Annotated in this window: 22 protein-coding genes and 1 other RNA gene; 12 read left to right on the forward strand and 11 right to left on the reverse strand. The window is 68.6% G+C overall.

The window, feature by feature from the left end:
- The first annotated feature begins 73 nt into the window (after window positions 1-73).
- Window positions 74-3,055 carry a TonB-dependent receptor gene (locus ABE505_RS15095; RefSeq protein ID WP_346445315.1) on the forward strand — a complete coding sequence of 994 codons (2,982 nt, stop codon included), beginning with the start codon at window positions 74-76 and terminating at the stop codon, window positions 3,053-3,055.
- 175 nt (window positions 3,056-3,230) lie between these two features.
- On the opposite strand, the gene ABE505_RS15100 is transcribed toward ABE505_RS15095, so the two are convergent.
- From ABE505_RS15100 to ABE505_RS15110, 3 genes are all read right to left on the reverse strand, one after another.
- Window positions 3,231-3,857 carry a hypothetical protein gene (locus tag ABE505_RS15100; RefSeq protein ID WP_346445316.1) on the reverse strand — a complete coding sequence of 209 codons (627 nt, stop codon included), beginning with the start codon at window positions 3,855-3,857 and terminating at the stop codon, window positions 3,231-3,233.
- Window positions 3,858-3,860: 3 nt separating this feature from the next.
- Window positions 3,861-4,205: a type II toxin-antitoxin system prevent-host-death family antitoxin gene (locus ABE505_RS15105; RefSeq protein ID WP_346445337.1), complete on the reverse strand. Its 345-nt coding sequence runs from the start codon at window positions 4,203-4,205 to the stop codon at window positions 3,861-3,863.
- A gap of 241 nt (window positions 4,206-4,446) precedes the next feature.
- Window positions 4,447-5,307, reverse strand: coding sequence for a YicC/YloC family endoribonuclease (locus ABE505_RS15110; protein ID WP_346445317.1), 861 nt, complete (start codon window positions 5,305-5,307; stop codon window positions 4,447-4,449).
- Between the two features lie 130 nt (window positions 5,308-5,437).
- Between ABE505_RS15110 and rph the strand changes: the two genes are divergently transcribed.
- The 4 genes from rph to pepQ all read left to right on the forward strand — a co-directional run bounded on the left by rph (window position 5,438) and on the right by pepQ (window position 9,422).
- Window positions 5,438-6,166 (forward strand): ribonuclease PH, encoded by a 729-nt coding sequence (gene rph, locus ABE505_RS15115; RefSeq protein ID WP_337244127.1) that lies wholly within the window; start codon window positions 5,438-5,440, stop codon window positions 6,164-6,166.
- 1 nt (window position 6,167) lies between these two features.
- Window positions 6,168-6,782, forward strand: a complete 615-nt coding sequence (gene rdgB, locus ABE505_RS15120; RefSeq protein ID WP_346445318.1) for an RdgB/HAM1 family non-canonical purine NTP pyrophosphatase — start codon at window positions 6,168-6,170, stop codon at window positions 6,780-6,782.
- Window positions 6,783-6,846: 64 nt separating this feature from the next.
- The gene (gene hemW / locus ABE505_RS15125) at window positions 6,847-8,001 is read left to right on the forward strand and encodes a radical SAM family heme chaperone HemW (protein WP_346445319.1); all 1,155 of its coding nucleotides are present in this window, start codon (window positions 6,847-6,849) and stop codon (window positions 7,999-8,001) included.
- A gap of 71 nt (window positions 8,002-8,072) precedes the next feature.
- On the forward strand, window positions 8,073-9,422 hold the full coding sequence (gene pepQ, locus ABE505_RS15130; RefSeq protein ID WP_346445320.1) for a Xaa-Pro dipeptidase: 1,350 nt from the start codon (window positions 8,073-8,075) through the stop codon (window positions 9,420-9,422).
- Window positions 9,423-9,541: 119 nt separating this feature from the next.
- On the opposite strand, the gene ABE505_RS15135 is transcribed toward pepQ, so the two are convergent.
- Together ABE505_RS15135 and ABE505_RS15140 are read right to left on the reverse strand one after the other, a co-directional pair.
- Window positions 9,542-10,852, reverse strand: a complete 1,311-nt coding sequence (locus ABE505_RS15135) for an aminopeptidase P N-terminal domain-containing protein (RefSeq protein WP_346445321.1) — start codon at window positions 10,850-10,852, stop codon at window positions 9,542-9,544.
- 13 nt (window positions 10,853-10,865) lie between these two features.
- Window positions 10,866-11,405: a UPF0149 family protein gene (locus tag ABE505_RS15140; RefSeq protein ID WP_346445338.1), complete on the reverse strand. Its 540-nt coding sequence runs from the start codon at window positions 11,403-11,405 to the stop codon at window positions 10,866-10,868.
- A 139-nt stretch (window positions 11,406-11,544) separates the two neighbouring features.
- Here ABE505_RS15140 and ABE505_RS15145 point away from each other — a divergent pair, with 139 nt between their 5' ends.
- From ABE505_RS15145 to rpiA, 7 genes are all read left to right on the forward strand, one after another.
- Window positions 11,545-13,740 (forward strand): EAL domain-containing protein, encoded by a 2,196-nt coding sequence (locus tag ABE505_RS15145; RefSeq protein WP_346445322.1) that lies wholly within the window; start codon window positions 11,545-11,547, stop codon window positions 13,738-13,740.
- A gap of 45 nt (window positions 13,741-13,785) precedes the next feature.
- The gene (locus ABE505_RS15150; RefSeq protein ID WP_241945337.1) at window positions 13,786-14,007 is read left to right on the forward strand and encodes a TIGR02449 family protein; all 222 of its coding nucleotides are present in this window, start codon (window positions 13,786-13,788) and stop codon (window positions 14,005-14,007) included.
- The gene (locus ABE505_RS15155; protein WP_346445323.1) at window positions 14,004-14,303 is read left to right on the forward strand and encodes a cell division protein ZapA; all 300 of its coding nucleotides are present in this window, start codon (window positions 14,004-14,006) and stop codon (window positions 14,301-14,303) included. Before ABE505_RS15150 ends, ABE505_RS15155 begins: the two co-directional genes overlap by 4 nt.
- A 152-nt stretch (window positions 14,304-14,455) precedes the next feature.
- A non-coding RNA gene (gene ssrS, locus ABE505_RS15160) (6S RNA) lies at window positions 14,456-14,640 on the forward strand.
- A 54-nt stretch (window positions 14,641-14,694) separates the two neighbouring features.
- Window positions 14,695-15,276, forward strand: coding sequence for a 5-formyltetrahydrofolate cyclo-ligase (locus tag ABE505_RS15165; RefSeq protein WP_346445324.1), 582 nt, complete (start codon window positions 14,695-14,697; stop codon window positions 15,274-15,276).
- A 9-nt stretch (window positions 15,277-15,285) separates the two neighbouring features.
- A complete protein-coding gene (locus ABE505_RS15170) occupies window positions 15,286-15,765 on the forward strand; it encodes an EVE domain-containing protein (RefSeq protein WP_346445325.1) in 480 nt (159 codons plus the stop codon).
- Entirely contained in the window at window positions 15,762-16,412 is a 651-nt protein-coding gene (rpiA, locus tag ABE505_RS15175) for a ribose-5-phosphate isomerase RpiA (RefSeq protein ID WP_346445326.1), read from the forward strand. The genes ABE505_RS15170 and rpiA overlap by 4 nt, the downstream gene beginning before the upstream one ends.
- 63 nt (window positions 16,413-16,475) lie before the next feature.
- Here the strand turns inward: rpiA and ABE505_RS15180 are convergent, their stop codons facing one another.
- The 6 genes from ABE505_RS15180 to ABE505_RS15205 form a co-directional block, all read right to left on the reverse strand.
- The gene (locus ABE505_RS15180) at window positions 16,476-16,943 is read right to left on the reverse strand and encodes a hypothetical protein (protein WP_346445327.1); all 468 of its coding nucleotides are present in this window, start codon (window positions 16,941-16,943) and stop codon (window positions 16,476-16,478) included.
- A 158-nt stretch (window positions 16,944-17,101) separates the two neighbouring features.
- A complete protein-coding gene (gene rpoD / locus ABE505_RS15185) occupies window positions 17,102-18,988 on the reverse strand; it encodes an RNA polymerase sigma factor RpoD (RefSeq protein WP_346445328.1) in 1,887 nt (628 codons plus the stop codon).
- Window positions 18,989-19,042: 54 nt separating this feature from the next.
- Window positions 19,043-19,480 carry a D-aminoacyl-tRNA deacylase gene (gene dtd, locus ABE505_RS15190; protein WP_346445329.1) on the reverse strand — a complete coding sequence of 146 codons (438 nt, stop codon included), beginning with the start codon at window positions 19,478-19,480 and terminating at the stop codon, window positions 19,043-19,045.
- A gap of 838 nt (window positions 19,481-20,318) precedes the next feature.
- On the reverse strand, window positions 20,319-21,968 hold the full coding sequence (locus ABE505_RS15195) for an NAD+ synthase (protein ID WP_346445330.1): 1,650 nt from the start codon (window positions 21,966-21,968) through the stop codon (window positions 20,319-20,321).
- A complete protein-coding gene (locus ABE505_RS15200) occupies window positions 21,958-22,272 on the reverse strand; it encodes a CcdB family protein (RefSeq protein ID WP_346445331.1) in 315 nt (104 codons plus the stop codon). Before ABE505_RS15200 ends, ABE505_RS15195 begins: the two co-directional genes overlap by 11 nt.
- Window positions 22,269-22,547: a type II toxin-antitoxin system CcdA family antitoxin gene (locus ABE505_RS15205; RefSeq protein ID WP_346445332.1), complete on the reverse strand. Its 279-nt coding sequence runs from the start codon at window positions 22,545-22,547 to the stop codon at window positions 22,269-22,271. Before ABE505_RS15205 ends, ABE505_RS15200 begins: the two co-directional genes overlap by 4 nt.
- Window positions 22,548-22,620 lie beyond the last annotated feature (73 nt).

Consider the following 22,620-nt stretch of genomic DNA (forward strand, 5'->3'; position numbering starts at 1 on the left):
CGTTGCCGGAAGCACCGCGCCCACTCGACGTTCCAATCAACGGCTCGACATCGAGCCGATTCCCGGGACGGCCATGCCACGTTCGAATCGTCCGCGTTACCGCCTCATCCATGCCGCCGTTCTCGCTGCACTGTCGGTCCTGTCGAGCTCGGCGGCGATCGCGGCCGAGCCCCGCCAGGTGGAGGTCGCCGCGGGCGACCTTGCAGAGGGCCTCGACACGCTGGCCAGACAGTTCGGCGTCAATGCGATCTATCCGGCGCGCCAGGTCAGAGGCCTGCGCACCGAAGGCGTCAACGGCCTGCTGGAACCGCGCGCTGCATTCGAGGCGCTGCTCCGGGGCACGGCGCTGGACGTCACCGAAGAGAACGGATCGATCCTGATCCGGCTGCCGGACGACGGCGCCGGGACATCCGGCGCGGCCGTCGGCGCGACGTCGGGCAATGCGGCAACCAATCTCGACACAGTGCAGGTCCGGGCCTCGTCGTCCCGGCTCGACCGCCCCGGCTTCGACGCGCCCACGCCGACCACGAGCCTCAGCGCGCAGGACCTGGGCATCGGCGCGCGGCCCAACATCGCCGCCGCCCTCAACGACCTGCCCCAGTTCCGCGCTGGCGTGTCGCCGCAGACCACCGGCACCAATACCGACGCCGGGTCGGCACCCGTCGACCTGCGCGCGCTCGGCGTCAACCGCACGCTGGTGCTGATCGACGGCCGCCGCTTCTCCAGCACCAACGACCTCAACACCATTCCCACGATCATGGTGCAGGGCGCGGACATCGTCACCGGCGGCGCCTCGGCCGCATGGGGTTCGGGCGCAGTCAGCGGCGTGGTCAACATCGCCATCGACCGGACCTTCGTCGGCACCAAGCTCGGCACGCAGTTCGGCATCTCCGACCGCGGCGGCGCCAACGAGCGGCGCTTCGAGGCCGCCTTCGGTCACGAGCTGTTCGGCGGCCGCGGCCACTTGGTGCTGGGCGCCGAGTTCCTCGACAACGACGGCCTGGTGCCCAGGTCGCGCCGGCCGGATGTCGCCGGTTGGGCGACGCTGCCCGACGGCAACGGCCGCTTCGTGCTCACCCACGGCGTGTCGATCGCCGACGCCGCCTATGGCGGCCTGATCCTGTCGGGCGCGCTCGCCGGCCAGGCCTTCGAGCCGGACGGATCCTTGCGTCCGTTCGAGTACGGACGCGTGGTCGGCACGCAGATGGTCGGCGGCAACGGCCCGAGCGCGGACCACTTCAGCCCGCTGGTCACGCCGCAGCGGCGCTACAGCACGATGGGCACCGCGTACTTCGACCTGACCGACGACACCCGGCTCACGCTCGATGTCCGGCATTCGCGGATGTACAACGACTACCCCTGGTTCGGCGACCACAACCGTGGCAGTACGCGCCTGCGGATCTCGGCCGACAACGCGTTCCTCCCCACGCCGGTGCGCGATGCGCTGGCCGCGGCCGGCGAGTCGTCGTTCCAGATGGGCCGGTTCAATTCCGACTTTGCGTACGCGACGATCGACTTCCAGCGCAAGACCACTGAAGCCACGCTGGCGATCGACGGCGCGCTCGGCGCTGGCTGGACATGGCGCTCGTACTACACGCATGGCGAGTACCGCCAGGACATGCGCAACCCGGGCTTCCTGCTGCGCGACAACTACGCGCGCGCGGTCGATTCGGTGCTCAGTCCCACGACCGGCCAACCGATCTGTCGCGTGGCCCTGACCGATCCGACCACCGATTGCGTGCCGATCAATCTGTTCGGCAGTGGGTCGCCGTCGGCCGAGGCCATCGCCTACGTCACCGGCGCGCCCACGCAGGAGACGCTGATCAAGCTCGATGCTGGCGGCCTCAGCCTGCACGGCGACCCCTGGACCCTGCCCGCCGGTGATGTCTCGGTCGCGCTCGGCGTGGAAGCGCGCCGGGAGTGGCAGCAGAGCACCGCAGGCGCGCTCGACGCGGCCGGCGCGTTCCGCTCGTTCAGTCACGCCTCGATGTTCGGCGCCTTCCGCGTCAAGGAGGCCTTCGGCGAGATCCTGGTGCCGCTGGTGCGCGATGTGCCGGGACTCAACAAGCTCGAGTTCAATGCCGCGGCGCGGATCAGCGACTACGACACCACCGGCTCGATCTGGTCCTGGAAGGCCGGCGCAACCAACGAGTTCCTGCCGGGACTGCGCGCACGCGCCACGCGCTCGCGCGACATCCGCTCGGCCAACCTCACCGAACTGTTCACCACTGCGCTGACCGGCTGGAACAACGTCGCCGACCCCATCACCGGTCAGACCGTGCAGGCCCAGGTCATCAGCGGCGGCAATCCCGGTTTGACTCCGGAAGAAGCCGACACCACGACCTTCGGCATCGCCTGGACGCCGCAGTTCACCGAAGGCCTGGACATCTCGATCGACTACTTCGACATCACCATCAACGACGTGATCATGTCGCTGGGCGTGCAGGAAGTGGTCAACCGCTGCGCACGCGGCAACCAGGTGCTGTGCGGCCGCATCACCCGGGATGCGAACGGCAGCATCGAGCTGATCCGTTCCACGCCCGTCAATCTCGCGCAGTACAAGACCGACGGCATCGATGCCGAAATCCTCTACACGTTTCCGGCCTCACGGCTCGTGCCCTCGGCAGGCGGGCGGGTGCAATGGCGCGCGCTGGCGACCTGGATCAATGCACTGACCACCGACGACGGCGAAGTCAAGCTGAGCTACGTCGGCTCCCAGGGCTCGGCGTTCTCCGGACCCGGCATCCCGCGACTGCGCGTGACCAATACCCTCGCCTATCGCGGCGACACCTTCGGCGCCAACCTGCGGGCCCGCCACATCTCGTCGGGCAACTACAACTCGGCCGTGGACATCGTCAACAACCACATCGGCAGCGTCACCTATTTCGACCTGGGCATGAGCATTCAGACCGCGGGCTTCACCGATTCGGACCTGGAGCTCTACGCCAACATCAACAACGTGCTCGACAAGGGCCCGCCCGCCTCATCGGCGTTCTCGGCCTACTACGACGTGCTGGGGCGCTACTACTCGATCGGCGCGCGTCTGCGGTTCTGACCCGCGGCGCGGTTTGAACCGCGCGCAATCGCACCGCCCAGCGATCCGATGGAAGGCCGGCCAAATCTCGCGACGGTGTCACGCATGCCGGTCAATCCCCGATTATCGGCCCCGCGCTTTGGTATCCCCACAGACGACACTATGCAAGGCATCGTCCGAGTGAATGCCTATCCGCTCAGACGGGCGAGTGTACGTCCAAGGCCGCCATGACGATCGCCTTCGCCCATTGTGGGGTTTGCGCCAGATCCTCTGGCCTCACTGGGTAGCCAATGCCCTCGCGGTCCATGTCCAAAACAAGCAGCGGTTCAACACGGCCGTCGGCATCGGGCGGTCGACTGTTGTCGTAAACGCGCAGCGTTGCCAGATAGGGAATCAGCGCTATCAGGTTTGCCCTGGACGAATCGTAACGACCGCGGATCTTGTCCTCGGCGATATGGTGGCCACCAGCCGCCACGCGGGCGGCGACGCGCTCGATATGCAGCTCTGCGCTTTCCAGCCCGCAGAACCAGACCGTGACCTCGTGAAGGTTGCAAGCCTCACGCAGCAACTGGGGAATCGTTCTCGCGCCGAGGGTGGTCTCGAACGCATAGTCGGCCCCATTGGCAATCGCTTCACGCAGGCGCCTCACCCCTTCCTGCCACGCCTCGGCGTTCGCCTCATCGGGGGGCCATCCTGCCTCCACCAACGCCTGAGTGAAGGAGTCAGGGTTGAACCAGTTGGCTCCATCCTCCCGCAGCATCGCGCCCAGCAGCGAACTCTTGCCGGCGCCGTTGATCCCTGCCAAAACCAAGATCCGGCCCACAGGCTAGCGCGAGCTTCCCAACGCAATCTTCCTGCCCTTATGAGCAGGCCTACCCAGCACCTTGGACAGTCCCGAGCCGTCCTTCAGCGATGACAGGTGCTCATCGAACCGCAACTGCAACGCCCGCAGCGACTGCGCGCGCAGGTTAGCCCCGGATGCCGCGTTCGCATGCGCGACCAGCCGCTGATACTCGTTCACGTCCACCACAACAGCATCGGGATGGTTGTGGTTGGTGATGACGATGGCTCCGCTCGCGCGCACCTTGCGCATGAGGCTCGGCCACCCCTTCACTTTGACGTCCGCAGCGGGCGTCGTTTGAAGCTGAGCCAAATCCAGAGGGAGTTCCATGCTGGTATCCACCGAGGTGTTGTCGACCAGCACGATACTCCAAATTTCCCAATTTGGGAAAATATCGAAAATTGACCATTCAGCCTGACTGGGCGTTGTCGACTGGATCCGACAATGGCCGGAAATGCGATCACGGGGAGTTCAACCGCTTGCCGAAGATCACATGCTTGATGAGACAAAACCCACGTTGAACAGCGGACTCATAGGTCTCTTTGGGATGGCATGACATCCTCTCGAAACGCTACTCGATGTTCTGCACCTGTTCGCGGATCTGGTCGATCAGCACCTTCAACTCGATCGCGGCCTGCGAGCTGCGCTTGTCGACCGACTTTGAGCCGAGCGTATTGGCTTCGCGGTTGAACTCCTGCAGCAGGAAATCGAGCCGGCGACCGACCGGCTCGCGCTGCGCGAACACACGACGGATCTCGTCCACATGGCTATCGAGCCGGTCGAGTTCCTCGTCGACGTCGAGCTTCTGCAACCACAGCACCAGTTCCTGCTCCATGCGGCCCGGATCGACCGGCTGGGCCAGGTCGTCGAGCCGCGCCTGCAGTTTGGCCCGCTGGCCGTCGCGGATCGCCGGCATCAGCGTGCGCACCTGGGCGGCAATTGCGGCGATGCCGTCGACCCGTTCCAGTGTCGCGGCCACGAGCTTAGCCCCCTCGCGCTCGCGCGCGGCGATGAAGCCGTCGAGCACCTCGTCGAGCAGCGCCACCACCTCGACCTGCAACGCTGCCGGGTCCACGCCGCGCGACTGCAGCACGCCAGGGAACTGCAACAGCTCGGTCAGGCTGGCCCGCAATTCAGGAAAGCCGTTGCGCAGCTCCTGCGCCAGTTGGCCGAGCTGGTCGAGCAGCGCGCGGTTGAGCTGCAGCTCGCCGCCGCCCTCGACCGGGCGCAGGCGCAGGCCCAGATCCAGCTTGCCGCGCGAGACGCGCGCGGCAATGCGCTCGCGCAGCACCGGCTCCAGCGCCCGCAGTTCTTCAGGCATCCGCGTGCCCAGCTCCAGGAACCGGTGATTGACCGCGCGCAACTCGCAGCTCAGCGTGCCCCAGGGCGTGGTGCGTTCGCCCGAGGCGAAGGCGGTCATGCTGCGGATCATGGCGGTCCCGAAAATCAAGCTCGATAGAGCGCGGCAGTATGCCTGAAGGGCGCCGGTGCCGAGCCGACGCGAACCGGGGCTTGCGGGGCGGCTGCTAGAATCGCCCCCCGTTTTCCTGCAGCGACCCGACATGTCCGATTCTTCCCGCCCGAGCGGCCGCGCGCCCGACCAACTGCGCGAGGTGCGCTTCGAGCGCGGCTTCACCCGCCATGCCGAGGGTTCGGTGCTGGTGAGCTTCGGCGACACCCGCGTGCTGTGCACCGCCAGCGTCGAAAACCGCGTGCCCGCGTTCCTGCGCGGCAAGGGCGAGGGCTGGGTCACCGCCGAATACGGCATGCTCCCGCGCGCCACCAACACCCGCAACGACCGCGAGGCCGCGCGCGGCAAGCAGGGCGGGCGGACGCTGGAGATTCAGCGGCTGATCGGCCGCAGCCTGCGTGCCTGTGTCGACCGTCGTGCGCTGGGCGAACGCACCATCACCCTCGACTGCGATGTACTGCAGGCCGACGGCGGCACCCGCACCGCCGCGATCACCGGCGCCTATGTCGCGCTGGTCGATGCGATCCGCGTGCTGCAGGCGCGTCGCGAACTCGGCCGGGACCCGGTCCACGGCGCGATCGCCGCGGTCTCGGTGGGCGTCTACCGCGGCGTGCCGGTACTCGACCTCGACTACGCCGAAGACAGCGACTGCGACACCGACATGAACGTCGTGATGAACGACGGCGGCGGCTTCATCGAGATCCAGGGCACGGCAGAAGGCCACGCGTTCCGTCGCGCCGAGATGGACGCGATGCTGGGCCTGGCCGAAGCCGGGGTCGCCGAACTGGTCGCGCTGCAACGCGCGGCGCTGGCGCGCTGACATGGACGCGTCCACGCGCACGCGCCTGGTGCTGGCCAGCGGCAATGCCGGCAAGCTCGTCGAGCTGCAGGCGATGCTCGCCGACCTGCCGCTGGAAATCGTGCCGCAGCGCGCGCTGGGCGTGGACGACGTGCCCGAAACTGGCACCACGTTCGTCGAGAACGCGTTGATCAAGGCCCGCCACGCCAGCGCCGCCACCGGGCTGCCCGCGCTGGCCGACGACTCGGGCCTGATCGTCGATGCGCTCGGCGGCGCCCCCGGGCTCTACAGTGCGCGCTATGCCGGCACGCCGACCGACGACGCGGCCAACAACGCCAAGCTGCTCGAGGCGCTGCGCGCTGTGCCCGAAGATCGGCGCACCGCCCGCTTCTACGCGGTGATCGTGGTACTGCGCCATGCCGACGATCCGCAGCCACTGATCGCAGAAGGTGCCTGGGAAGGCCGCATCCTGGACGCACCGCGTGGCCACCACGGCTTCGGCTACAACCCGGTCTTCCTCGACCCCGAGCACGGACTGACCGCCGCCGAGATGACGCCCGAGCTGAAGAACCGCCTCAGCCACCGCGCCCGCGCGCTGCTGGCGCTGCGCCAGCGCCTGACCGGTCTGGCATCCTGATCCCGCAGGCACGCCTGCCCGCCCCTGGCGCCGGGCCGCCCGGCCCCCTCCCCCCTACCGGCCGATGCTGATCCCCCCGCCCCTGTCGTTGTACGTGCACCTGCCGTGGTGCGTGCGCAAATGCCCGTACTGCGACTTCAACTCGCACGAGCAACGTGGTGCGCTGCCGTTCGATGCCTACGTCGACGCGCTGCTGGCCGACCTCGATCAGGATCTGCCGCTGGTCTGGGGTCGCACGGTGCACAGCGTGTTCTTCGGCGGCGGCACCCCGAGTCTGTTCCCGGCCGACGCGATCGACCGACTGCTGCAGGGCGCCTCGTCGCGGCTGCGTTTCGCCCCGGGCGCGGAAATCACCCTGGAGACCAACCCCGGCACCGCCGAGCACGGCCGCTTCGAGGACTACCGCCGGGCCGGCGTGAACCGGATCAGTTTCGGCATCCAGAGCTTCGACGATGGTTGCCTGCACCGCCTGGGCCGCATCCACGACAGCGCCCAGGCGTTGGCAGCGATCGCGCTGGCGCGCGAAGCGGGGTTCGACAACGTCAATCTCGACCTGATGTACGCGCTGCCGGGCCAGACGCTGGCGATGGCCGAGGACGACATCGCGCGCGCGATCGCCCTGGCACCGGCGCACATCTCGCACTACCAGCTCACCCTCGAACCCAACACCGTCTACGCCGCGCGCCCGCCGCAGGACCTGCCCGACGAGGACCTGGCCTGGGACATGCAGGAACGCTGTCAGGCCCGGCTCGCCGAAGCGGGCTACGCGCAGTACGAGATCTCGGCGTACGCGCGGCCCGGCCGACAATGCGCCCACAACCTCAATTACTGGCGCTTCGGCGACTACCTGGGCATCGGTGCCGGCGCCCACGGCAAGCTCACACTGGGCAGCGAGCAGGCGATCGCACGCCGATGGAAGCACAAGCACCCCACAGCCTGGCTGGCGACCGCTGGCACGCCCGCCTCGATCGGCGGCGACGAGCGCATCGCCGAGGCGCGCCGCCCGTTCGAGTACATGCTCAATGCGCTGCGACTGGTCGAGGGCTTCACGCTGTACGACTTCGAGGCCTGCACGGGACTGCCGCCGTCGGCGATCGCCGCCCCGTTGCAAGCCGCGTTCGACGCCGGCTGGCTGCATGAGGACGGCGCGCGCATCGTACCGACCGCGCTCGGCCACCGGTTCGCCAACGACGTGGTGTCGCTGTTCCTGGAAGACTGACCCACCCCTCCCCCCAGGCGCTGGGTCGCTTGCGGCAGAATAGACGTTCACGCTTTCCCCGCAGGATCGAGATGTCTATCACTTCCGCGTTGTCCGCTGCCGACCTCTACGCAGACCACCTCGCGACGCTGTTCGAGCGCACGCGCACCGCGCTCGAGCGCGCGAGCCTCGACCATCTGGTGATCCCCAGCGGCACCCTGCATTACCAGGTCTTCGACGACCGCGACTATCCCTACGCGGTCAATCCGCAGTTCAAGGCCTGGGTGCCGTTGACCCGTACCCCGGGCAGTTGGCTGGTGGTGACGCCCGGCGCGAAGCCGAAGCTGATCTACCTGCAGCCGCGCGACTACTGGCACGTCGTGCCCGAGGCGCCCTCGGGCTACTGGGTGGAACACTTCGATGTCGTGGTCATCCGCAAGCCGGAAGACGCCCAGCAGCATCTGCCCAAGAATGCCGCGCGCTGCGCGATCCTCGGCGAGCCCCAGAGCGCACTCGGCCAGTACGGCGCCTATCGCCCGAACAACCCGCAGGCGGTGCTCGACCATCTCGACTACCACCGCGCGTTCAAGACGCCCTACGAGATCGCGATGCTGCGCGAGGCCACGCGCATCGCGGTCGGCGCCCACCAGGCCGCCGAGCGTGCGTTCCGTGCCGGCGCCAGCGAGTTCGGCATCCACCTGGCCTACTGCCAGGCCGCCGGCCAGGATGCCAACGAACTGCCGTACCACAACATCGTCGCGCTCAACACGCACGCCGCGGTGCTGCACTACACCGAGCTGGGCCGTTTGGCACCCGACCCCGTGCACAGCTTCCTGATCGACGCCGGCGCCAGCCACGCCGGCTACGCGGCCGACATCACCCGCAGCTATGCGCACGACACCGGCAGCGAGTTCCAGGCGATGATCGACGCGGTCGACCGCGCGCAACAGGCGATGTGCGCGCAGGTGCGCAGCGGCTTCGACTACAAGCAATTGCACCTGGATGCACACCTGGCGCTGTCGGGCGTGCTGCGCGATTTCGGCGTGCTGCGCATCTCGCCCGAAGAAGCGCTGGAGACCGGCGTCAGCGCCGCGTTCTTTCCGCACGGCATCGGCCACGGCATCGGCCTGCAAGTGCACGACGTCGCCGGCTTCGCGGCCTCGGAGACCGGCGGCACCATCGCCAAGCCCGACGGCCATCCCTATCTGCGCCTGACCCGCACGCTGGCGCCGGGCATGGTCGTCACGATCGAGCCGGGCGTGTACTTCGTCGACATGCTGCTCGAGGACCTCAAGGCCGCGGGCAAGGGCGATGCGGTCGACTGGGATCGGGTCGAGACGTTCCGCCCCTACGGCGGCATCCGGATCGAGGACAACGTGGTGTGCACCGACGATGCCCCGATCAACCTCACGCGCGAGGCGTGGAGCGCGTCGGCCGAGTAAGCCGCCCCCGCCCACCCCGTCCACCCCGGCGCAACGCGCCGGGCGTTCGGTCGACCCGCGCGGCAGTGCCGCGCAAGCGGATCGCCCTCCCCCCCGCGAGCGGGGGCGGGCTGATGGGTCTAGCGCGCCTGCGCCATGAACGCCTCGATCTCGTCGGCCGTGCGGGCCAGGCCGGCGGTGAGCACCTCGTGGCCGGCGCGGGTGATCAGCACGTCGTCCTCGGTGCGGACGCCGATGCCGCGCCACTTCGCATCGACCGACGTGTCATCGGCCGGCACGTAGAGCCCCGGCTCGATGGTATAGACCATGCCCGGCTCGAGCAGGCGGGACTCGCCCTCGATGCGGTAGTCGCCGACATCGTGCACGTCCAGGCCCAGCCAGTGCCCGGTCTTGTGCGGGTAGTAGCGCTTGTAGCGGCCCTCGTCGATGCACGTCTCCAGGCGCCCCTTGAGCAGCCCCAGCCGCAGCAGCCCCTCGGTCAGCGCTTCGACCGCCGCATGGTGCCCCGCCTCGTAGGGCCGGCCGGGCTGCGCCTTGCGCAACGCCGCCTGCTGCGCCGCTTCCACGACCTCGTGCAGCGCCCGCTGCGCCGCGGTGAAGCGGCCGTTGACCGGAAACGTCCGGGTGATGTCGGCGGCGTAACCGCGGTACTCCGCCCCCGCGTCGATCAGCACCAGGTCGCCGTCGCGCGCCTGCGCGGCGTTGGCCCGGTAATGCAAGACGCAGGCGTTGGCACCTGCACCGACGATGCTCTCGTAGGCCGGCACCGCATCGTGGCGGCGGAACACGTACTCCAGCTCGGCCTGCAGTTCGTACTCGCGCATGCCCGGCCGCGCCGCACGCATCGCCGCGGCATGCGCCTCGACGCTGATCTTCGCTGCGCGGCGCATCAGTTTGAGTTCGTCGGCGGTCTTGATCAGCCGCATCTCGTCGAGCAGGTGACCAAGCTCGAGGAACTCGTGCGGCGGCTGCGCGCCCAGCCGCACCTGTGCGCGTACGCGGTTGAGCCAGCCGATGAGCTGCAGATCGAATTCGGTGTCGCGCCCGAAGTGGTAGTACACCCGCGTCCTGCCCTCGAGCAGCCCGGGCAGGATCTCGTCGAGATCGTCGATCGGGTATGCATCGTCGACGCCCAGCGCATCCATTGCCCCCTCGGGACCGACCCGCGGCCCGTCCCAGGCTTCGCGTTCGGCATCGCGCTCCCGGCAGAACAGCAGCGCCTCACCGTGCGCGCGGCCCGGCACCAGCACCAGCACCGCGTCGGGCTCAGCGAACCCAGTCAGGTACCACAGGTCGGAATCCTGGCGATACGGAAAGTGGGTGTCGCGACTGCGGATGCGCTCAGGCGCCGATGGGACCACCACGATCGCGTCGTTGCCGGCCATCCGCATCAACTGGCGCCGTCGCTTCTGACAGGCGGCCACGGACATCGCGCCGGCCACGTCAGTTCAACCGGTTGCGGTGACGCCGGCCCAGCGCCGCATCGCCGTGCAGCAGCAGCACCGCCACGCGAACGAATTCCTCGATCTCGGCGAATGCGTCCTCCTCGGCATCGTCGTCCTCGGCATCGGCCGGGGCGTCGGCCGCCGCAAGCCGCGCGAGATCGGCCAAGGCCTCGGTGCCTTCTTCCGACAGGCCCGGGGCCGCGCCCGCAGCCAGACCGAAGCCGCCGAGAAAACCGCGACACCAATCGAACAGCGCCGCGCTGCGCGCCGACAGGGGGGCGTCCTCGTCGGGCAGCACCAGTGCAAACCCGAAACTGCGGTCCTCCAATTGCGCCGCGCTGACCGCGCGCAGCCGGTCGAGCGCACTGCCGGCCACCGGGGCAGGCAGCGTGTCGTCGGCGAGTACCGGCGCCAGCCAGTCGGCTCGCGACGCCCCGCCGCCGGCCAGCCAACCACAGAGGCCTCCATGCAATTCGCTGGCGCCGATGGCCAACTGCAGACGGCCGATTTCGGCGTCGATCTCGGCGGGACTGGGCAGGCGTTCGGACACGGGACTCACAAGGGCGGCGACGGACGATGCAGTGTAGCAACCGTGCCGTCGTCTCCTTATCGCCGCGCTTGTTGTCCCGCCCACGCGATGCCTAAACTCGACGCCGCCCCTCCGGCGCGGAGTCCGCGTGATCGTCCCCAGTCCGTTGCACGTTTCGGTCACTGCATTGCTGGCCGCATTGCTGGTGCTGTGCGTGGCGCTGGCGCTCGGGCGGCGGGGCCGACGCGACCGCCCCCGCCCGCGGGACGAACGGGCCACGCGACTGAACCTGGCGCTGTGGGCCACGGGCGAGCGCGACTGGGATTACGACATGGCGTCCGGCGTGGTCCGGCATACCGTGTGCGAGACCGACCCCCATGGCGAGACGGCCGTTGAGCACGCCGTCCCGATCGAGGGACTGCTGCACCCCGAGGATCGCCCGCTCGCCCGCGATGCGCTCGCGCGCTACATCCAGGGCGACGGCAGCGGCCAACTGCAACTGCAACTGCGCGTCGCGATCGACGGCGGCGACTGGCGCTGGGTTCGCGTGCGCGGTCGCGCCGTCGCACGCGGCCGCGACGGCGCGATAGCGCGCATCGCCGGCACGGCGCTCGACGTCACCGCCACGCGCACGGCCGAACGCGAACACCGGATCGCTGCCGAAGTGCTGCGCAGCATGCGCGAGGCGGTCGCGGTCATCGATGCCGGCTTCCGCTACGTCTCGGTCAATCCCGCGTTCCTGCGCATGACCGGCTATACCGAGAGCGAGGTGCTCGGCCAGGATGCGCGGCTGCTCGACGACAACCCCGACGCCGAGGATGTCTCGCGCCACCTGCGCGAGGAGGCCGCGCGCCACGGGCACTGGAGCGGCGAGCTGCGGCAGCGGCGCAAGGACGGCGAGCAGTTCCTCGCAGCGGTGGAGTGCCGCACGGTCTACGACGCCGACATGGGCCAACCCCTGCACGTGTTCGTTCTCAACGACATCACCCACCAAAAGCGCGCCGAGCAGGAACTGCGCTACCTGGCCAACTTCGACACCCTGACCAGTCTGCCCAATCGCTCGCTGCTGTCCGAGCGCCTGTCGCGCGCGATCGCGCGCGCGCGCGACAACGGCCATCGCATCGCGGTGCTGTTCCTCGATCTCGACCGGTTCAAGGACATCAACGACTCGCTGGGCCACGCCGCCGGCGACCGCATCCTGTGCGCGGCCGCCACCCGGGTGCAGCAGACGGTCGGCATGCACCATACCGTCGCGCGCCTGGGCGGCGACGAATTCACCATCGTCATCGAGAACCTCGACGACGTGCAGGCCGCCGACCGCATCGCCCGCGAGATCATTCATGCCTTCGAAGCCCCGCTGCGCATCGACGATCGCCGGCAGATCACGATCTCGCCCTCGCTGGGCATCAGCGTCTATCCCGACCACGCGCGCGGGGCGGTCGAACTGCTCAAGCAGGCCGACATCGCGATGTACCAGGCCAAGGCCGCGGGGCGCCGGACCTTCAAGCGTTACGACGATGCGATGGACATCGCGGCCCGCCGGCGCACCACGCTGACCGGTGCGCTGCGCGAGGTGCTCGACCGCGGCGAACTGCGCCTGGCCATGCAGCCGCGGCACGCCCGGGCCCAGGGCGGCATCGCCTGCGTCGAGGCCCTGCTGCGCTGGAACAGCCCGACGCTGGGCGAGATTCCGCCGAGCGAGTTCATCCCGATCGCCGAGGAAAGCGGCCTGATCCACGAGATCGGCGAATGGGCGCTGCGCGAGGCCTGTCGCACCGTGCTCGATTGGCGTCGCCAGGGGGTGGCCGACATCTCGGTCTCGGTCAACGTCTCGCTGCTGCAATTGCTGCGCGGCGACTTCCCGGGCGTGGTGCGCCGTGTGCTGGAGGAGGTCGGATTCCCGCCCCAGGGGCTGGAGCTGGAACTGACCGAAAGCGTGCTGATGGCCGACGCCGAGCATGCGGCCGCGCGCCTGCAGGCGCTGCGCACGATGGGCGTGTCACTGGCGATCGACGATTTCGGCACCGGGTATTCGTCGCTGGCCTATCTCAAGCGGCTGCCGATCACCACGATCAAGATCGACAAGGCCTTCGTGGCCGGGCTGCCGGACGACCGGGAGGACGCCGCGATCACTGCCACCGTCATCTCGCTGGCGCATGCGCTGGGGCGCCGGGTCGTCGCAGAGGGCGTGGAGACGGAGGCACAACTGCGCTTTCTGACCGACCGCAACTGCGATGAGCTGCAGGGCTACTGGATCTCGCGGCCCCTGCCCCCGGACCAGTGCCTGGCCTTCGTCCGCGCCCACCCTGCTGGTGCCGCGCCGGCGGCGGACGACAACGGCTAAGGCGCCCGCCTTGACCGGCACCGGGGGGCTGCCTATCGTGCCGACATGGACACGCCCGACGTCATCACCCAGCTCGCCCGCCTGACAGCGCGCGTGGAGACGTTGATCGAGCGCGCCCGCCTGCTCCGCGACGAGAACCGCAGCTTGCGCCAGCAACAGGAGAGCATCGTCGTCGAACGTGCCCAACTGGTGTCGAAGAACGAACAGGCGCGCTCGCGCGTGGAAGCGATGATCGCGCGCCTCAAATCCCTGGAGCAGCACACGTGAGCAGTGCCAGCGAGGCGGTCAGTGTCCGCGTGCTGGACCGTGAATATACCGTGGGCGTGGCGCCAGGCGAGCGCGACGGCCTGACCGCAGCCGCACGCCTGGTCGACACCCAGATGCGCGAGATCCGCGGCGCCAACCGTATGGCGGCCGTCGACCGCATTGCAGTGCTCGCGGCGCTGAATTTCGCGCACGAACTGCTGCAACTGCGCCAGACCGGGGGCAGCGATGGCCGCGCGATTGCCGAGGCCATCGCGGCGCTGCACCGCCGGCTCGACGCGTTCGAAGCCGAACTGTGATGACCGTTGCAGGCGCGCGCGAACGGCGGCGACGCGTTCGCGATCGCCCCGCCTTCGCATCGCCGCCACGCGGCTGAACTCGTCCCATCCCTACGCAGCGTTCTCCGACAAACGGCTGCGCGCGCGCCCGCTGCGGCGCTATACTGCGCCTGCGTTCTCTGCCGTGTCCGACAGCGTGCAAAACATTCGCCTTGTCCCTTAAGAACGACACCGGGGATGCAGGAAAACCGGGAGTGCATATCCGCCTTCGAGCGGAAAGCCCGAAGGAATTCCGGCGTTCCCACTTGAACCCCGGGTTCAAGGTCGTTTCGCGTGCATCGACATGTGCGGAGAACGTATCTCTTTCCGCCTGCCGCGTCGCCGGCGCTTTTTCGACGACGAGTCCGGCCGCATGACCGACCGCCCCGCCCTCCGCCGCCGCCTGCGCGACCAGCGCCGCGCGCTGCCGGCCGCGGTGCGGATCGCCGCCGCCGAAGGCTTGGCTGCGCAGTTGCTCGCGCTGCCCATGCTGCCCGCCACGGGCTACGTGGCCGGCTATTGGGCCAGCGATGGCGAGATCGGCCTGCACGTCTTCCAGCTCCGCCTGCCGCCCGGCCTGATCTACTGCCTGCCGCTGCTGCATGGCGACACGCTGCGCTTCGCGCCCTGGCGCGCGGGCGATGCGCTGGTGACCAACCGCTACGGCATTCCCGAGCCGGACGTCGAGCCGGCGTCGGCGCTCGATGCGCGCGAGATGACACTGGTCGTCGCGCCACTGGTTGGCTTCGACGCGCAGGGCCATCGCCTGGGCATGGGCGGGGGCTGGTACGACCGCAGCTTCACATTCCGCCGGGCGCAGGGCGCGCCGCCCATGCTGGTCGGCGCCGCCTTCGCCTCACAGCAGGTGGACGCACTCGATGCCGCCGACTGGGACGTGCCGCTGGACGCGGTCTGCACCGAATCGGCGACCCTGTTTTCGCCCCTTGCCGCCTGACGAGACGCGATGAGCACCCGCAAGCGCTACTGGCTGATGAAGTCCGAACCGGAAGACTTCTCGATCGACGACCTGGCCCGCGTCGGTACCGAACCGTGGACCGGCGTTCGCAACTACCAGGCGCGCAACTTCATGCGCGACGGCATGCGGATCGGCGATGCCGTGTTTTTCTACCACTCCAACGCGGCCGTGCCCGGCATCTACGGCATCGCCGAGGTCGCCAGCACCGCCTATCCGGATCCGACGCAGTTCGACGCCTCGTCGAAGTACTACGACGAGAAGGCGAGCCAGGAGACGCCGCGCTGGTTCCTCGTTGACGTGCGCTACGTGCGCACGCTGGCCCACCCCATCACGCTGAGCGAGATCCGCGAGCATGCGGACGCGCTGGGCGAGGAGTTCGCGCTGATCCGCAAAGGCGCGCGCCTGTCCGTGCTGCCGGTCACAGCCGCGCAGTGGAAGCTGTTGTCGTCCCTGGAGAAGAAGCGATGAGCGAAGGCAAGCGCCTGGCCGGCGAGAAGGCGATCGAGTACGTCGAGGACGGCATGATCGTCGGCGTCGGCACCGGCTCGACGGTGGCGTTCTTCATCGACGCACTGGCGAAGATCAAGCACCGCATCGACGGCGCGGTGTCGAGCTCCGATCAGAGCACCGAGCGCCTGCGCCGGCACGGCATCGAGGTACTCGACCTCAACGCCACCGGCCCGCTGTCGCTGTACGTCGACGGCGCCGACGAGTGCGATCCGGGCAAGCATCTGATCAAGGGCGGTGGCGCGGCACTGACGCGCGAGAAGATCATCGCCGAGGCCAGCGAGCGGTTCGTCTGCATCATCGACCCGGCCAAGCAGGTACCGGTGCTGGGCACGTTCCCGCTGCCGATCGAGGTCATCCCGATGGCCCGCAGCCTCGTCGCCCGCGAGATCCTGGCGACCACCGGCGGTCAGCCCGTCTGGCGCGAGGGCGTGCGTACCGACAACGGCAACTGGGTGCTCGATATCCACGGCCTGTCGATCGCCGATCCGGTGGGCCTGGAAACGCAGCTCAACCAGATCCCGGGCGTAGTCAGCGTCGGTCTGTTCGCCCGCCGCAAGGCCGATGTCGTCATCGTCGGCACATCGACGCCGACTGTCCTCGACTGACAGGCCGGATCCAGCCGGACGGACGCTGGCGTCGTCCCAGCCCGCCGCCAACACCCGTTGTGCTCAGGCGCCAGCGAACAGCAGCAAGCCGATGCCGAGGGCGGTGATCGGCAGCAGCACCAGCAGTGAGATGCCCAGCGCCAGCCAGTTGGAGCGCATCGGCAGGCCCGCGCGTTCGCGGCGGGCAATGGCCTCGCCTTGCGTCTTGCCGGCCAGCACCGTCACGGCGACCAGGGTAGGCACGGTTATCAGCACGCCGGGGAACTGCTCGGGCAGGACCGCACCGAGCGCGCCCGTCGCCAGCAGCCCCAGCAGCGCCAGGCCCAGTGTCGGCCAGACGCGCTCGGGCCGGCCCATGCGGTGGAAGTTCATCGCCATCAGCAGGCCGCCAGCCAGCACTGATCCGAAGAAGGTGGCGATGCCGATGCCGGCGATCTTGAACAACGGCAATCCGGCCGCGTCCTGCGATTCGACGATTGGCGCACTTGGCGGCGCATAGGGATCGGGCGTGGCGTGGACCTGTTCGTCCATGGGCATCCTCGGTGGCGACATGTCGTGCGGCACGCGCTCGCGCGCGAGCGCCCTCTCCCGCCAAGCCTAACCGGTGCAGGCGCGCGCTCCTACGGGGCGGGATGCCCACGAAAAAGCCCGCCTTTCGGCGGGCTGTTTCGTGGATCGATAGCAGCAGATCACTCGACGTCGAGGAAGCTCCGCAGTTGCTCGCTGCGCGAGGGGTGACGCAGCTTGCGCAGCGCCTTGGCCTCGATCTGACGGATCCGCTCGCGGGTCACGTCGAACTGCTTGCCGACTTCCTCGAGAGTGTGGTCGGTGTTCATGTCGATGCCGAAGCGCATCCGCAGCACCTTCGCCTCCCGCGGGGTCAGGCCGGCGAGCACATCGCGGACCGTCTCCATCAGGTTGGTGTTGGTGGTCGCGTCGATCGGGGACTCCACATTGGTGTCCTCGATGAAGTCGCCCAGATGCGAGTCCTCGTCGTCGCCGATCGGGGTCTCCATCGAGATCGGCTCCTTGGCGATCTTCATCACCTTGCGGATCTTGTCCTCGGGCATGTCCATTTCCTTGGCCAGCTCCTCGGGCGTGGCCTCGCGGCCGTACTGCTGGAGCATCTGGCGGGAAATGCGGTTCAACTTGTTGATCGTCTCGATCATGTGCACCGGGATACGGATGGTGCGTGCCTGGTCGGCGATCGAGCGAGTGATGGCCTGACGGATCCACCACGTGGCATAGGTCGAGAACTTGAAGCCGCGGCGGTGTTCGAACTTGTCGACCGCTTTCATCAGGCCGATGTTGCCCTCCTGGATGAGGTCCAGGAACTGCAGGCCACGATTGGTGTACTTCTTGGCAATCGAGATCACCAGGCGCAGGTTGGCCTCGACCATTTCCTTCTTGGCCTTGCGGGCCTTGGCCTCGCCGTAGGCCATCGCCCGGTTGATCTCCTTCAGATCGCCCAGGGTCACGCCCATGGCCTTCTCGATCGCCAGCGTGGCTTCCTGCTCGGCGACGATCTGATCGCGCACGTCCTTCAGGCCCGACGACCACTTCTGCTTGCGCTTGATCATCTCGTCCGCCCAGCCGGTGTTGGTCTGGTTGCCGTCCCAGGCACGGATGAAGTCCTTGCGCGGCATCTTGGCCACGCGGGTGGACAGGTCGAGGATGCGGCGCTCGTGGTCCTTGAGCTCGCCGACGACATCGCGCAGCTTGCGCACCAGCAGGTCGCTCAGCGGCAGCGGCAGCTTGAAGGTCATGAACTGGTCGGCCATCTCGCCGCGCAGCTTCACGACCGGCTTGGCCGACGCGCCGTTCTTGGCGTAGGCCTTCTGGAACTTGTTGAACAGGTCGGCCAGCACATCCATGCGGCGCGCCACCTCGGCCGGGTCCGGACCGCTGGGACCGGTGCTCTCTTCCTCGTCGCTGCTGTCGTCGTCCGCATCGTCGTCGTCGCTGTCGGCGTCGTCCGCATCGGCGGCGACCGGCGCAGGCGCGTTGCCGGCGGCGGCCTCTTCTTCAGCGGCGAGTTCTTCGAGCAACTGGTCGTTGAAGCCGACCACGACTTCGGCCAGGCGCTTCTTGCCGGCCTTGTGCAGTTCGTATTCCTCGAGCAGCAACTGGACCGACCAGGGGAAGCTGGCCACCGAGGCCATCATCTGGTTCAGGCCTTCCTCGATGCGCTTGGCGATGGCGATCTCGCCTTCGCGGGTCAGCAGCTCGACCGTGCCCATCTCGCGCATGTACATGCGCACCGGATCGGTGGTGCGACCGCCTTCGGTATCGAGCGAGGTCAGCGCCGCGGCGGCTTCCTCGGCCGCGGTCTCGTCGACCTCGCGGTTGCCGCTCGACTCGCCGGCCAGCAGCAGCGTCTCAGCGTCGGGCGCGACCTCATGGACATCGATGCCCATGCCGTTGATCATGCCGATGATGTCTTCGATCTGCTCCGGATCGACCATGTCGTCGGGCAGGTGATCGTTGACCTCGGCGTAGGTCAGATAGCCCTGCTCCAAGCCCTTGCTGATCAGGAGCTTGATGTCGGACTGCTGGGCGGGACGTTCATTCGCCATGTGGCGCACCGTTGTCAAAGTGAACCCGTAATTATACCACCTGCGGGGCCGGGGTCATGCCCGCAGCAGGAAGGTGACCGGGCCGTCGTTGACCAGGCTGACCTCCATATGGGCGCCGAACCGTCCCGTTTCCACCCCCCCATGGCAGGTGCGGCAGACCGCCACCAGGCGATCGAAGGTCCGTTCAGCCTCCTCAGGCGGCGCGGCGGTGCTGAAGCCCGGCCGGTTGCCTGAGCGAGTGTCGGCGGCCAGCGTGAACTGGCTGACCAGCAACAGCCCGCCGCCGGTCTGCGCCAGCGACCGGTTCATGCGACCGGCTTCGTCGCCGAACACCCGGTAAGCCAGCAGCCGCTCAGCCATCCGCGCCACCTGCGCCTCGCCGTCGCCGGGTTCGATCCCGACCAACGCCAGCAGCCCCGGCCCGATCCGGCCGACGATATCGCCATCGACCCGCACCGCCGCCTCGCTGACCCGCTGGATCAGCGCGAGCATGGCAACCCCGCGGCTCGCCACTTGAGGCTCATCGCGTGCCCCGACACCGCGCCCCCATCCCGACCTTCCCCCGCAAGCGGGGGAAGTGGTGAGGGCGCGCGACGCACCACAATGCTCGCAGCGCGCTGCGGCTTGCTGCCCTCCTCCGCTTGCGGGGGAGGGTTGGGTGGGGGCACACGGCCAGGTGACGCAGACGGCAGGGGCGAGCGACGAATGCCGCAGACCGCTCCATCCAGCCCGCACCCCGCCCAAACGCCCCCATCCCGGCCTTCCCCCGCTTGCGGGGGAAGGAGTGAAGGCGCTCGACGCATCACAACGCTCGCAGCGCGCTGCGGCCCGCTGCCCGCCGCCGCTTGCGGGGGAGGGTTGGGTGGGGGCACACGGCCAGGTGACGCAGACGGCAGGGGCGAGCGACGAAGGCCGCAGACCGCTCCATCCAGCCCGCACCCCGCCGAAACACCCCCATCCCGGCCTTCCACCGCAAGCGAGGGAAGGAGTGAAGGCGCTCGACGCACCACAACGCTCACAGCGCGCTGCGGCCCGCTGCCCTCCTCCGCTTGCGGGGGAGGGTTGGGTGGGGGCACACGGCCAGGTGACGCAGACGGCAGGGGCGAGCGACGAAGGCCGCAGACCGCTCCATCCAGCCCGCATCCCGCCCAAACGCCCCCATCCCGGCTTTCCCCCGCTTGCGGGGGAAGGAGTGAGGGCGCGCGACGCATCACAACGCTCGCAGCGCGCTGCGGCTTGCTGCTCTCCTCCGCTTGCGGGGGAGGCAGCGAGGCCCGGCTCGCGTCGCAGCCGTCCTCGGCAAGCAGGGGAAGGCGCAGGGCGCGCCCCATCAGCCCGAGTACCGGTTACTGATCGGATAGCGGCGCTCGCGGCCGAAGGCGCGGCGCGAAATCTTTGGGCCCGGGGCTGCCTGGTGCCGTTTCCATTCGCTGGTGCGCACCAGCCGCAGCATCCGGTCGACGGTGGTCGCGTCGAAGCCGGCGGCGACGATCTCGTCGCGCGACTCCTCCTGGTCGACGAAGCGGCGCAGGATCGCGTCGAGCACGTCGTAGGGCGGCAGCGAGTCCTGGTCGAGCTGGTCGGCGCGCAATTCGGCCGACGGCGGCCGGTCGATGACGGCGGGCGGGATCACCGGACTGCCGGCGACCGTGTTGCGCCACTTCGCCAGCCCGAAGACCTCGGTCTTGTAGAGGTCCTTGAGCGGCGCGTAGCCGCCGCACATGTCGCCGTAGATCGTCGCGTAACCGACCGCGTACTCGCTCTTGTTGCCGGTGGTCAGCAGCAGCCCGCCATGCTTGTTGGACAGCGCCATCAGGATCGCGCCGCGCGTGCGCGACTGCAGGTTCTCTTCGGTCACTTCGGGCGCGGCGTCGCCGAAGGCCTCGGCCAGCGTGTCGAGGAACCCCTGGAACGGTGGCTCGATCGGAATCGTGAGCATGCGCACACCCAGACGCTCGCACTGCTCGGCCGCCAGGTCGTTGCTCAGCCCGGCGGTGTAGCGCGACGGCAGCCGCACCGCGGTGACGTTGTCGGCGCCCAGCGCATCGACCGCCATCGCCAGCACCACCGACGAGTCGATACCGCCCGACAGCCCCAGCCACACCTTCGAAAAACCATTCTTGCCACAGTAGTCGCGCAGCCCCCGCACCACCGCGCGCCAGGCCAGCGCATCGATGCTCTCGTCGCCGTCGTCGACCCAAAGGACCGGCGTGAAGCCGCGGCGCTGCCGATCGTAATCGACCACCAGCCATTGATCGTCGAACGCGACCGCCGCCGGATGCACGGTGCCATCGGCATCGGCGACGACAGAGGCGCCATCGAACACCAGCGCATCCTGGCCGCCGACCACGTTGACGTAGGCCAGCGCCACGCCCGCATCGCGCGTGCGCTCGGCCAGCAGCGCGTCGCGCTGGCGATGCTTGCCGCGCTCGTAGGGCGAGGCGTTGGGCACCACGACCAGTTCGGCGCCGGCGCGCACGGTGTCGTCGAGCGGCTCGGGGAACCACAGGTCCTCGCACACCAGCACACCGACCGGCACGCCGCGCACGTCGATCACGCACGAGCCGCCATCGGGATCGACGTGGAAGTAACGCCGCTCGTCGAAGACGTTGTAGTTGGGCAGTTCGCGCTTGCGGTAGGTCCGCTCGACCTTGCCATCGCGCAGCACGCTGGCGGAGTTGTAGAGCACGCTGCCGGCCGATTCGGGCCAACCGACGACCGCGACGATACCGTGCACGTCCTTGGCGACCTGCATCAGCGCGGCCTCGCAGTCGATCAGGAAGCCCGGCCGCATCAACAGGTCTTCGGGCGGATAGCCGCTGATCGCAAGCTCGGGAAACACCACGATGTCGGCGCCGAACTCGGTCTTCGCCTCCTCGATCATCGCGGCGATGCGTTCGGCATTGCGCCCCACGTCCCCGACAGGAAAGTCGAACTGGGCCAGGGCGATGCGCAGGGAGCGGGACGGGTCAGATGCCATGCGTCAGGAAATCCAGGGCTTCGATGATGCGCAGTCGCTCGCCCGACAGGTTCGCGACCTGCCGACCGAGCATCTGCATGGGCACGCTGGTGATCTGCGCGGTGTCCATCACCATCGTTTTACCGGCGACCGGCAGTGCCGGCATCAGGCCGGTGACCAGCGGGCCGGCCTGCTCGGGTGGAATCAGCGGCACGACGACACGCGACTCCACAGTGTCGATCAAATCGCTCTGCACGTTCAGCCAACAGGGCACCGCGCGACGCGAAGCCGGGTCGGCATTGGCATAGACGCAGAATTGACTCATGCCCTCGTCGGATCCTTCAGCGATGCCTTGAATGCGCGGACGCGGTCGCTGGCGAGTCCGTCGCGGGCGATGCGCGCGTTGTACGCGGCCATCGCCTCACGGTTCTCCTCCCGCCACTGGGCACGCTTGCGGGCGCGCACTTCGGCTTCCAGCGCCTTTTCCAGCGTCGCCGACAGATTGATGTCGAGCGCACGCGCTTCCTCGAGCAATCCCTGGTTGACGCTGACATTGGTCGCACGCTTGCCGTAGCCGGCATAGTCTTCGCGGATGCGCATGACGCGGCCCTCTTTGATGCGCATCGATCATGCGCATCGGCCAACGCCATGTCAACAGCCTCGCCGGACCGGC

The organism is Luteimonas sp. TWI382 (genome assembly GCF_039674545.1).
Classification (GTDB): Bacteria; Pseudomonadota; Gammaproteobacteria; order Xanthomonadales; family Xanthomonadaceae; genus Luteimonas.